General features: G+C 41.2%; 9 protein-coding genes. All 9 read right to left on the bottom strand.

The window, feature by feature from the left end; genetic code table 11:
- Positions 1 to 42: 42 nt before the first annotated feature.
- The 9 genes from L1D51_RS06855 to tssJ all read right to left on the bottom strand — a co-directional run bounded on the left by L1D51_RS06855 (position 43) and on the right by tssJ (position 11,692).
- Positions 43 to 528 carry an Hcp family type VI secretion system effector gene (locus tag L1D51_RS06855; RefSeq protein ID WP_054554067.1) on the bottom strand — a complete coding sequence of 162 codons (486 nt, stop codon included), beginning with the start codon at positions 526 to 528 and terminating at the stop codon, positions 43 to 45.
- A gap of 223 nt (positions 529 to 751) precedes the next feature.
- The gene (gene tssC / locus L1D51_RS06860; protein WP_054554070.1) at positions 752 to 2,278 is read right to left on the bottom strand and encodes a type VI secretion system contractile sheath large subunit; all 1,527 of its coding nucleotides are present in this window, start codon (positions 2,276 to 2,278) and stop codon (positions 752 to 754) included.
- A gap of 10 nt (positions 2,279 to 2,288) precedes the next feature.
- Entirely contained in the window at positions 2,289 to 2,810 is a 522-nt protein-coding gene (gene tssB, locus L1D51_RS06865; RefSeq protein ID WP_054554071.1) for a type VI secretion system contractile sheath small subunit, read from the bottom strand.
- A 52-nt stretch (positions 2,811 to 2,862) separates the two neighbouring features.
- Positions 2,863 to 4,428: a type VI secretion system domain-containing protein gene (locus tag L1D51_RS06870; protein ID WP_239963286.1), complete on the bottom strand. Its 1,566-nt coding sequence runs from the start codon at positions 4,426 to 4,428 to the stop codon at positions 2,863 to 2,865.
- Positions 4,425 to 5,417, bottom strand: a complete 993-nt coding sequence (tagF, locus tag L1D51_RS06875) for a type VI secretion system-associated protein TagF (RefSeq protein ID WP_055197346.1) — start codon at positions 5,415 to 5,417, stop codon at positions 4,425 to 4,427. Before tagF ends, L1D51_RS06870 begins: the two co-directional genes overlap by 4 nt.
- Before the next feature lie 8 nt (positions 5,418 to 5,425).
- Positions 5,426 to 9,142 (bottom strand): type VI secretion system membrane subunit TssM, encoded by a 3,717-nt coding sequence (tssM, locus tag L1D51_RS06880; RefSeq protein WP_239963287.1) that lies wholly within the window; start codon positions 9,140 to 9,142, stop codon positions 5,426 to 5,428.
- Between the two features lie 8 nt (positions 9,143 to 9,150).
- On the bottom strand, positions 9,151 to 9,873 hold the full coding sequence (gene icmH, locus L1D51_RS06885; protein ID WP_054554075.1) for a type IVB secretion system protein IcmH/DotU: 723 nt from the start codon (positions 9,871 to 9,873) through the stop codon (positions 9,151 to 9,153).
- 11 nt (positions 9,874 to 9,884) lie between these two features.
- Positions 9,885 to 11,225, bottom strand: a complete 1,341-nt coding sequence (gene tssK, locus L1D51_RS06890; protein ID WP_055197349.1) for a type VI secretion system baseplate subunit TssK — start codon at positions 11,223 to 11,225, stop codon at positions 9,885 to 9,887.
- Positions 11,225 to 11,692 carry a type VI secretion system lipoprotein TssJ gene (gene tssJ / locus L1D51_RS06895; protein WP_082389302.1) on the bottom strand — a complete coding sequence of 156 codons (468 nt, stop codon included), beginning with the start codon at positions 11,690 to 11,692 and terminating at the stop codon, positions 11,225 to 11,227. Before tssJ ends, tssK begins: the two co-directional genes overlap by 1 nt.
- Positions 11,693 to 11,803: the final 111 nt, after the last annotated feature.

The following is an 11,803-nucleotide window of genomic DNA, read 5'->3' on the forward strand; positions in this document are numbered from 1 at the left end:
AAGAAAAGGATATGCTTTCGCATATCCTTTAATTTTGCTGACTTATCGACCTTCAGTCCAAGAGTCAGAGAACTCGATGTTGCCATCAAGGTAAGTCCACGTAATGCGCTTATAACGTAGGCTAACTGTTTCAAGGTGCGGGTAACGCTCCTTGTCTAAGTCTTTTACGTTATGCATTGTTGGTAGAATTGAGGTGATTTTTACATCTTCCAACTTGTGGCAGAAATATTCACGCTCGGTCCCTGTGTCATCAATACGGTACCATTTAAGCTCAAGTTGCTTAAGTGTTTGACCGTTTGAGCACGCTTTGTACAGGTATGGTGTTGCTGCATCAACCGCTTTTGTAATAACAAAAGGTTCGTGCTTACGAGTACCTGTTAATTCGCCTGTGTCGTTATCTGTAGGAATGCGAAGTTCATGATCAAAGTGTAGGATCTCAATTGAACCTTCACGCTCTGCAACAGTTACAGAACCTTTGATGTCATTACCTTGGTCATCCTTTAACCACATATACGCTGGAATTGCCATTTCATTATTCTCCTTTTAGAATGAATTGTTTCCTGTTTAATGGCATAGGCATAAACAACCTTGTTTATGCCCCCCAAAAAGCCCGATGCTTCATGCCACTGGGGAACATGTCCCAAGTTGGCTGCAACCAACTTGGGGCCATTCTTTTACACCAACCAGCTACTCACCAAATTGACGTCTTTACACAGCCTGCTTAAATCCGTTTCATCGGCGGCTTGGCAGTTCATTTTTCGCCAGGCATTTGCCCAACAAGGGCAAGGCGAACATCAATACCTTCAACTTGGAAGTGCGGCACAATGTAAGTGCTCACGCGGTAATAACCTGGGTTACCTGGGATCTCAGATACCGTTACTTTTGCGTCTTTGAGCGGGTGCGTTGCAATTAACGACTCATCTGGGTTATTCATCTTCGTTACTAACGCACCTAACCAATCGTTTAACTGCTGCTCTAGCTCATGACGAGGTTTACTCGAACCAATATTTTCACGCTGCAATACTTTTAAGTAGTGAGCAATACGCGATACTAAGAAGATATAAGGTAAACGCGAGTTAATACGGGCGTTTGCAGTTGCTTCAGCTGTTTCAAGTACTTGTGGCTTCTGGGCACTATTTGCCGAGAAGAAACACGCAAAGTCAGAGTTTTTGTAATAGCTAAGAGGAATAAAGCCTTGGTTAGCAAACTCAAGCTCTTTGGTCTCTGAGATAAGCACTTCTGTAGGGATTTTAGTTTCAGAGCCCTTACCAGCTTCAAATGAATGCAAAGGTAGATTTTCAACTTTACCACCCGATTGCGGGCCGCGAATATTCACCGACCAGCCATTATCATGGAAGCTACGAATAATGTTGGCAGCAAATGCAAATGTTGCATTACCCCATAAGTAGCGCTCGTGGTGCTGACTGTTCACATCTTCTTGGTAGTTAAAGTTACGAATTGGGTTTGTTTCACCATACGGTAAACGTAGTAAGAAACGCGGGAAAGCAAGACCAATATAACGAGAATCTTCTGACTCGCGGAAGTTTTTCCAACGTAAGAATTCAGCACGCTCCATATAAGAGCCAATATCTTGAATTTTAGATACTTCGTCTAATGACTCTTTTAAGAAGAACTTAGGACCTACGCTGCCCATAAATGGACAATGCGCCGCTGCCGAAACGCGCGAGATTTCTTGTAGTAGTGAAACGTCTGGCGCTGAGCAATCAAACTCAAAGTTAGACACCATAGTCGATACAGGTTCGCCACCAGGGGTATCATAATCTGATGTGTAAACATGCTTATATAACGCTGATTGTGTTGTATCTGGCGCTTCTTCAAAATCATCACGCAAAGTTTCTTTATCAACATCGAGCATTTCAATTTTGATATTCGCGTTATTTGGCGTGCGGTTAATTAAATAACGCAGTGAACGCCACGCTGATTCTACTTTTTGAAAATCAGGGTGGTGTAAAATCTGATCTAATTGCTGCGAAATAATGGTGTCTACTTTTGCAATATAATCATCAAGCAACAGCTTATCGATGCGAGTTACTTCTTCGCCACTCATACCCGCCATATCTAAAAAGACATTAATAGCGGCAGTAAGGCGCTCATTCGCACGTGTTTCTGCTAGGTTACCTGCATCTCTAAATGTATCTAGTTTGATTTCATCGCCTACAGGGGCAATATCAACCATGCTACATAGGTTTTCATAAGTTGATAATGGCGCTTGCTCTACCGTGTGAGCAGCTACATTTAATTGTTCTTGCATTGACATAGCGGCGTCCTTATTCCGTCACAGGTTGTTTTTCATCTTCAGAAGCAAGCGGCGCTATTTCATCTAGCTTGGCTTTTAGCTCATCAAGTTCTGGTTGGTTTTGTAAAACACGTTCCAACTCTTTTCTAAGTGATGAGTTATCAAGAAGGTTTGACTTCAAGTCACGTAACAAATTACGCATTGCCATCATTTTGTTTAATTCAGGCACCTGTGCAGCAACCTGCTCTGGATCGAACGATTTAAATGAATCAAACTGCAAATTAACATTGATATCACCGTCGCCTTTAATCTTATTTGCCACCTGAAAGTTCGCTTTTGGCGCGATATCTTTCAGTACTTGCTCAATGTTATTTTTATTGATCGTCACGCGTTCACGCTCAGCAAGTTCTTGGCTATTCTGACCATTAGAATAGTCACCAATAACCAGCATTTTTAAAGGCAATTCGCTTTTTTGTGATGCCCCATCAGTATCAAGCTCTAACGATATGTTGATCCGAGCTCGTGGGATCTCTTTTTGAAATGTATCTGTCATGTTTCTTCCTTTGCAGTTTGTTTGTCTAACGACTAAATTCCAATTAGGCGTGTTACACCCACGCTATTGCTTGAGCCGGGTTTGTAACCATCATTCGCTGACTAATTTGCTTAGCAGCTAAACTCATGTCATCACTCTCTGTCTGAGATAAATTGGCATAACATTGCTTGGCGAAACGCCATACTTCCATGCAAAACTGTTGTTGCCACTTCGCTAATTGATAAGTTTCAATTTGCTCGAGTAATTCGGTTAAAATTGCCAATGCGTGCTCATAATGCTCTGCTTTAAGTAACAACTTAGCTTTAAGCAATTGACTTTGAGCTTGGTCGAATCCAGTTGGCGTACTTAATTGTGCAACCAAGCTAAGGGCTGCACTTAACTGCCCTTTTGCAACTTGCTCGCTTAAGGCTATGTAATGCTCGTCAAATGGATTTGCTTGCACTTGAGTTGTTTCATTTTGCGAAGCATGTGAATTGGCAATGTCTAATAACGCTTCTTTGTTCTGTGGGCTGCATAACCCCGAACCATCGTCATATTTTAAATTGGTTAATAACGGAAATTGACTGACTAAAGTGACTAGCTGTTGCTCTAACCACTGTACTAATTTTGCTTTATTTAGCTGTTTCAACGCTGACAAAGTAAGCATTTGCAGATTCAAATTAAACTGCATAGCGCCTTCCATAAACAAACCCTCAGCAAGTAACAATGCTTGCTCTGCTTGTTCAGTTGCCAGTGCGTTTTCAATGGGGGCGAAGGCAGCCGCACGCGGTGCTGGCAGTCTTGTTTTGCCATTTTCATTGGCAGGTAACGCTAATCCAGACCAACGTGCTGCACGCGAGAGCTTTAAAACCCGTTCAATGTTGTTTTGTTCTTTATCAAAATTAAGCAGCTCACGAATTGCTGCTAGGTAAGCACTATCGCTGGCAATGTCAGCCACTTTAGGTGCAGTTGTCACTGGTTTTGCCTGAACAACTTGTTGCGCTACGGGCTCAGTCGTTGGCTCGCTGACCACTGTTGTCTGCTGTGTTTCAGGCTCTGATTTAACTTCTGGTTCTGGCTTAGCGACAGGATTGCGAATTACTTGCTCTTTAACCCACTCATTCAGAGTTGATAAAGGCCCTGATTCAGCATCAAGTACAGGCACTGAAACCTGATTATATTCAGCTAACACAGTCTCTAATTCAGCCCATTGCTCAGGGCTCGATGATTGAGCTTGGGCAATTCCTTTTAAGCGTTCTTGTTGTTGTAAAAACCATGTGTTAACCGCACAACGCATACGTGCTTTTAAAGGATGAACCTGTTCACTAAACTGACTTAATAGTTGATTAAACAGTTTTAAAGAATGGGTTAAACCCACCACGCCAAACTCACTGGTAGCCGCAAGGCACAAGTAGCTCACTATACGTAAATCTTTACTTTGGTTTTGCAAAAGATCGGTGGCTTGAATAAACATGACTTTAAAATCAACTTCGCCCACACCTGACGATGAAGCTTTAAGTGCTTTAAAGGTTTCTTCGTATTTTAGATCTTCACCACACGCAAGCCCCGAAAGTGGCTTACTAAGCTCTTCAAGCCACAGCTCCCAGCTGTTATGGGTATGCGGATTAACTACACTCATGCTTTGCACCACCTTCTGAGCGCATCGTAAACACTTACATTATCCATATCAGCAAAATTAAGGCTGTATTCGCTCGGCACTTTGTCTAGTGACAGATTTACTAAATCAATAATGTCTTTTGACTTATCCTCAGCAAGCCACACTGAACCAAAATAAGATGCCGGTACAGGGCGGCAAAACACCGTTAGGCTCGGTTGCGAACTTTCATTTCCTAGCTGGTAAAAGAACCAAGGTTGCCAATTATGATCGGCAACGATCGAAGCAATTAAATGTAGCCAAAAACCTGCAACCAGGGCACTTTCGTGACTAAAGTGTGGCATAGGTAGTCGAATACCAAACTGTGTACGTAGGCAACCTCTATTCGCAATCGACTTTAATACCGCTGAAAGCTCTTCAATTAAAACCGCTCTGTGATGAATGTCGTTGATCCCTAAATGCTGCCAAACCACACTCATCGGAATACTGCGTAATTTATCAAGCTCTTGATTCAGATTTGGCTGCTGCTTTAATGCATCGGCCACTTTACTATACGATTTAGCTTGCTCAGCCATCGCATCAATTGAATGTGCTTCAACGATGCGCTGATTAACCCCTAATAGGTGCTCAATGACATGACTTGCATATAAAAATAGAAAAGCAGGGTGACGTTTGTAAGTCTCAAGTCCGCTATGAATAAACGAACTAAACGGGTAAAAACGACCGCTGCTATCAGTGCTTGGCTGTAAAACACCTAACAAACTACTGTCGTCACTGTTACCAGATACAAAAAATAACGAAGAAACACCATTTAATGCAGTTGTTTTACCGCCAATAACACCTCGGTTTATATGCGCGAAACCTTCTTGCAACCAATGGTCTAATGCAACAGACTCCCGAGAAGATATATTTAACTTTACAAAATCAGGCCTAACAGGAGTTTTCCCCATGTACCCGTAGGTAAACTGCTTAACCAGCGTTGGCGACTTTTTCTTGGTAAACAAATTAAACATACCTGCCCCTATTGAACCGAGGCTCTGCTTGCTTGCGCAAGTTGTGGCTTAGGTGCAAATAACGAATTAGGCAATGCAAAAGAGGTCAACATGTACTTTGAAAAAATACCGCTATTGCGACCAGACTTTAATGAGAACTGTACTTTTAAACTTTGCTCTGATTTATCAACTAATTCCCAGGTAGCAAGAAACTCTGTACCCTTAATCCATTTCACATTTGCTTCATTAAGTACTTTTAATAAAGCCCATGGACCATCTTGCTCAATAGTGACTCTTCGTCCGGCGTTATCTAAACCATACAAAATAGCTTTTTCTGCTGCGCCTCTTCCTGGCCATGAGAAATTACGCCACTCTTCCGGTTCATTTCTATAGCGATAACCTTGCTCAGAGAACCCTAAATACGTTTCGCGAATGCCTTTTTGTGGTACGGGCATCATTTGGAAGTTAAAACCAGCCGCGTCTGAGCCGTTCAAGAATAAAGAGCGTGTTACTTTATTTGCTTTTGTTAAACCGTCTAATAACTCTTGATTAAAGCCAATCCCCACACCGTTCCACTGCTTTTCTTCCCATACACCTCGGCGTACTTTCATGAATGGTTTAAGTTGGCTATTAATAAAGTTCCAAAGTACCCCAGTTTCACTATTTAAGAACTCAGAAACATCGGCAATAGCAGCATCAGGGCCAGTTAAGTTGAATGGGTACTTGCCAGCAATGCTGCTGCTATACATGGTATAAACTTGGTTTTCCCATTCTTCATTTAACTGGCTACGTGCTTTTGCCATGATACTTGCAATGCCTGACTGCAATGGCGCTTTAAATAACACATCAAGCGTGTCTTTTGTTTCTGGGTCTAGCGCACGAGTTTGGCTTTCTATAATGATCCAAGACGATTGCAATGCATTATCTTGGCTATTTCCAGACAATAAGTCTTGTACAAACACCATTGCTTGCGCATCATCTTCATTGCTGGCAGCCATCGCTTTTATATCTGAGTGAATGCTGCTCAAAGAACTAATGTACTGACTCATATAATCAGACATCTGCTTATCTTCATCATGCTGCGAGAAGCGACGCAAGTCAGCAAAACGTGTTTCAAGTTCAGGGGCTCTAACAGTACTAACTTGAGAAAAATCAGGGCGCTCTGCAACTTGTTTTGCTAACTTTCCTTTGGCCACTTTTTTAGCCGCCGTATCTGTTGCACCAGAAAGAATGGTCGCTATTTTGTCGTTGTTTGCACTAACCGCAGATGGTTTATCTGCAACAACGATGTTGTCATTCACCAACGTCATCAGATCAATGAGTGGCCCATCAGTTGACGAAAGGCGTGCAAAATTAATACTGGCATCATTTAAACCTCTAAAAGTAGGCACTTTTATACTGTTCAAAAACGCGAACCATGTATTGCCATAGTCTTTGAAGTAATAACTACGCATTGCTTTTGCCAGTGCATCAGCTTGCGCTTCATCAACCGCATTTTGACCGCTTTCATTACTTGTGCCCATTACCCAATCACCAGAGAATACCAGTCGAGAAATACGTTTAATTTCTGGATAAACATACTCTTGCCAACCTGCATTGGTATAGACATAAGGAATACTAAAGTTGCTTTTCAGTACATCGCGATTTTTCGCAGTCATATACTGTTTTAGTTGAATGGCTTTTTTACGCTCAGCAAAGCTACTAATAATTTGTTGATATAGAGGTTCGGCTTCAGGTTGTGTGTTCAGGCTATTCCTTGCATTTAATACAGCCGTTTCATTATTTTGCCAAAATAAAATTTCACCTGGGTTTTCTAGATCTGTGCTTATGTTCGCTAAATATAAATCAACTAAATCGTTTAATTGTGAGGTGATCGGTGAATCAGCTTGAGCATCAATCTCAATGTTAAAGTGCTGGCTAATAAAACTAAGTAACTGCTGCTTGGCAAACTCATCGTCTTTGTGTTCAGGGTGAGCACTTAACATTAGATGTAATTTCAAAGCATCATAATATGCCTGACGACTTGCTGCGCGAGCATCGGCATCATCTGCTGACCAAATAGCTTCAAACTCTTTCAGCTGCGCAAGCGTTTGTTTTTCTGCAGGAAGGGTGATCAACTGATTTAATTGATTAAACAAAACCTGCGAAACACTAGTTAGAGTTTCGTCACCCTCGTAAATGCCAAAAATGAAATACCATGGCAACTGCTTTTCATAATTATTAAGCGATTGATAATGCTCAAATAAATCAAGCGTAGCTGCAAGTTTTTGCTCATCTTTTGCTTTATTTACATTCGCTTCTACAATCGCTTTTACACGGGCTTCACCTTGATTCAACAATAGCTGGTTACTGGTATAAGAAGTAATGAGTAATGCTGTCACGGCGGCAATACTTGCCAAACCTGAAGTCACTGTTAAACCTTTTAACCAGCGGCCAACCAAGCGCTTTTTGCGGTTACCACGAGTTAGGTCTTGTAACTTGAAAATCACATCATTAAAAACACGATTGATAAAGTAGCTTTGCGTAATGCTTTCTTGTTTTTGCTCAACAACGACAGCACCAAATCGATCCCTTACGCCATTCGTAATACGTTCAATCGGTGTGCCCTCTTGCGTGCCAGAGGTAAAATATACACCAGCAAACCAAGGAACCTCTTGATACGGGTTGGCTTTAAATAACAAGTTTACAAACTCAGTCAACTTTGTTGATGCTGATTTAAATTGATTCGGGAAATCTAAAATTAACTGCTTACGGTGTTCATTACGTTCGCGGGCAACCTTGCTCAAACGTTGCTCACAAAGGCGCTGGTATAACTCCTCCATGCGCACTTCAAACATTTCAGCCGGATCATTTTGTTGATCTTCACTAATATCTAGCAAATAAGCACCAAACACTTGCTCACGTTCTTTTTCTGTTAAGTCATTAAAAAATGGCTCAAAGCCGCTGATCAAGTCTGTTTTGGTAAAGGTTATATAAACCGGGAAGATCACCCCAAGTTGAGTAATAAGCTCTTCAATACGCTCACGAACTAGTTTTACGTGTTGACGAATTTCTTCACTGTCTGAGGTTAAAACATCTGCAACACTAATCGCGACCATCACACCATTAATAGGCAGTTTAGGACGATATTTTTTGAGCAAGCTTAAAAAAGATAACCACTCTTTGTTTTCAGATTGCTCTGTTGTGTAACGCCCTGCGGTATCGATCAGAATTGCTTGATCTGAAAACCACCAGTCACAGTTACGCGTGCCACCAAAACCTTGGATGTGCAGTTCATTTGAATTTGAGTATGGAAAATGCAAGCCAGAGTTAGCAAATAATGTACTCTTTCCGGTGGCTGAAGGACCAATGATCATATACCAAGGTAGTGCATACAAAGCTGTATTACCACGGTATCCTGCGCCAAGATGGGAAGCTTTTAACGAGCTTAATGCTTCTTGCATCTTTTCTTTTATTTCATCAAGTTCAGCACTTGAACCCGCATTATGGCTCGCAAGTTCAGAGGCTAGCTTATCGCCCGAACGCTTTGTCCATAACCAACGGATAAAAATAAAAACGATAAAAACAGCTGTTACCGCAGCCATCGCGATAAGCTTTTTATCTGTCGTGTCTAAACCAACGATTCGGCCAGCAAACCAAATAATACTGAGCACAGCAATTAAGCCAATTAACTGCCCTGTTGCTCTTGATGACACTAAGCCCAGTAAAAAGTGCACTAGGCCGCTTTTGTTCACTCTTCCTTGCATTACTTTTCCTATCGAGTCTCGTTGGTTTTACTTAATTGCGTAAGTACTTCTACTTGATTATCTATACGTTGGCTGCTCTGAGTTGCTTGCTTGTTAATAACAAAATGAAAACCAGCAAAAAGCGAAACAATCGATGCCAAGCAAATTGATAAAATTACCCAATAAGGAATGTTTCGGCCTACCTTCATTGCAAACCCTTCAAGTGGCGCGCCATTATCAGATAGTTGCCCTCGTGGAGTACCGCGTACATCTTCTATTTGCGCACGTACATCAACAATTAAGGCTTTAAGTTGCTCAATTCCTTTCACTTTGTAGATACCCTCAAAGCCAAGTTGCAAACAAATGTAATACACTTCTAATGCTGCAAACTTTGGCTCACCACCGGTACGAAGTTTTGCTAATCGCTCAAAAAACTCTTCACCCGCTCGATTATTACCAAAAAACTCAAGCTGTAAGGGTCTCGACATCCAATCCATTCGAAAATGCGCGCCAGAGCTCATTACAAATTCATCACACATTGCAGTCAGGGCAAACTTAACTTCCTGCATAACGCTGGTTGTTACTTGCTGGGTATAACAATTACGTTCAAACTCATCAAAACTCGTAAGTAACTGCTCCCGAAAGTCGTTTAGTTCAAGATCTGTCGATTGCTTTAACTTTAAAGGCGCAAGCGCGTTTATCACTGGCGCAATACAGGCGATTAAATCAAGTTCGTTTTTTGCTTCTTGCATTGTCTAGCGTCCTAATTTCTTGCCACAGTAACAATTTCGACCTGCGCCGCTTGTAAGCCAAATGGAATAAATAAACTAAGCGATTGCTCTTCAACAATTTGCTGCCAAATAAAACCATGAGTCTCTAAACGGAAGTATTCATAGCCACTTTTGATAGCTAGTTTATTAGGTGGTCGCTGACAATGTGTTAACTGCACGCCCGCAAGAGCCGATGCAATCATAATTTCGAGCTTTTCTGTGGCGCCAACTTTGACCTGATCACTAAACGTATCAATCCACTTGGTATCTTCAGATTCAAAGTATACGGCCAAGTAGAAGTCGTTATTATCAAAAATGGCTGAATCAATGGTGGCAACCTGGTAAATGGCGTTCGATACTTTCTCGAGTTTAAGACCTGCCATCTTTTTAGGAACAACACCTTCAAGTAATTTACTCAATAAAATATCTAAGGTGCCAAAGACATGAGTCAATTGCTTATGCTGATAAGGCGGGATTTGACTCACTAAATCACTGTGCTCGAACATCGACACAGAGCTAATTAAGTCAACAAGCTCGCAATATAATCGCTCTGGATGAACTAGTTGTACGTTTTTTAGATGGTCTAAACGTTTTGCAGATGGTGCCATTGCATTTAACAACAGAAAGCTGTTCATTTCGTTAGGTCCAAAATCAGTAACCGAACCAAAATTCTTTCTGCGACCAAGCAATACGTTCACTTTTGCATTTACCAAGTTCGCCGTTCTATTAAGCAACTCGGTTAAATAAAACGAGGCCTGTATCGATAATAATGGCGGAACAAACTCTTTGCTGACTTTAAACGAGCCGTCTTCAGCGCGCATAATTTTGATACAAGCAAGCGTATCAAAATAGGTTTTTACATCGTTATCTGTCAGCAAAATATAGTTAGGTTGTGCAATTAGCACTTCACGGTTTCTTGCTGCATCGTGGTGATCACTAAACTCAATGTAATCTGCTTGATAGGCACTGAGTTGGCCACTAGTTGCATAACCTTCAATGTCGCTCACAACTTTATTTGCAGCAATCGCTAAGTACACAGTGACTTCATCTGTATCGGCAGCTAATTCAAGCTTTAGTTCTTCGTGATGTTGACGATCAAACTCAAGTAAACGCCCATTTTCAAGAATCGCTTTAAAGCTGATCACCTTTAAAATACCGCGAGCGAGTGCTGATTCATCAATAGTGAGGTGGTGTAAACCAAAGGCCAATGGCGAAATCAAGCCTTGTCTAACAATCTGATTTTGCTCATGGTAGTCATCAAACAACTGAAAATGCTGCTGTGCTAGCAACACGCCTTCAGCCCATACAGGTTTCATTGGCCCTTTAACGTTCATTACTCAGCCTCGTCTTCATCTGGTAATTGAACTTCGTTATTTGTAATCAATACATCTAACGATGTAGATAATTTAACGGGCCCATCACCGAGCGGGTAAAACGTTTTCCATTTATCACCTTGGCGATCTCTAAAAAGGGCGACAATGGCAACAAAACGCGCATTTTCTGCTTGTTCAAATTCTATTTTTGTTTTCTCAGCAGGGTTAATTGTTTTTTCTTCTACGGTGATCAACGTATTTGACAGAACTGACTTATCTGATTTCCACAAATCTTCAAACGTAGCTGTTTTAAAGCTCTGTATATCTGAAAGTTGATACACTCTGAGTACCACAGGCAAAGCTTCATCAAATTGGTTCAAATTAAGATTATCTGTCGCAGTGATATCTAGCTCTACATTTGTGCTCATACATGCTGTTAAAGACATAAACAAAGTAATTAGCACTGCCTTTTTAATTGCAAAACGCATTCAAAACCCCATTGATTTATTAGATTAATTAATTTTTACAAAGAACTTCTTCGTAAACAGGACAGATTACTCGATTAAATCGCATTGATGCGCAATCGGACCATTTATGAC

The organism is Pseudoalteromonas shioyasakiensis, from assembly GCF_022398475.1.
GTDB lineage: Bacteria > Pseudomonadota > Gammaproteobacteria > Enterobacterales > Alteromonadaceae > Pseudoalteromonas.

Bases quoted from the DNA above. Each gene is read 5' to 3' on its own strand.
- tssB (WP_054554071.1), bottom strand. From the start codon at position 2,810: ATGACAGATACATTTCAAAAAGAGATCCCACGAGCTCGGATCAACATA.
- tssC (WP_054554070.1), bottom strand. From the start codon at position 2,278: ATGTCAATGCAAGAACAATTAAATGTAGCTGCTCACACGGTAGAGCAA.
- L1D51_RS06870 (WP_239963286.1), bottom strand. From the start codon at position 4,428: ATGAGTGTAGTTAATCCGCATACCCATAACAGCTGGGAGCTGTGGCTT.
- tssJ (WP_082389302.1), bottom strand. From the start codon at position 11,692: ATGCGTTTTGCAATTAAAAAGGCAGTGCTAATTACTTTGTTTATGTCT.
- icmH (WP_054554075.1), bottom strand. From the start codon at position 9,873: ATGCAAGAAGCAAAAAACGAACTTGATTTAATCGCCTGTATTGCGCCA.
- tssK (WP_055197349.1), bottom strand. From the start codon at position 11,225: ATGAACGTTAAAGGGCCAATGAAACCTGTATGGGCTGAAGGCGTGTTG.
- tagF (WP_055197346.1), bottom strand. From the start codon at position 5,417: ATGTTTAATTTGTTTACCAAGAAAAAGTCGCCAACGCTGGTTAAGCAG.
- tssM (WP_239963287.1), bottom strand. From the start codon at position 9,142: ATGCAAGGAAGAGTGAACAAAAGCGGCCTAGTGCACTTTTTACTGGGC.
- L1D51_RS06855 (WP_054554067.1), bottom strand. From the start codon at position 528: ATGGCAATTCCAGCGTATATGTGGTTAAAGGATGACCAAGGTAATGAC.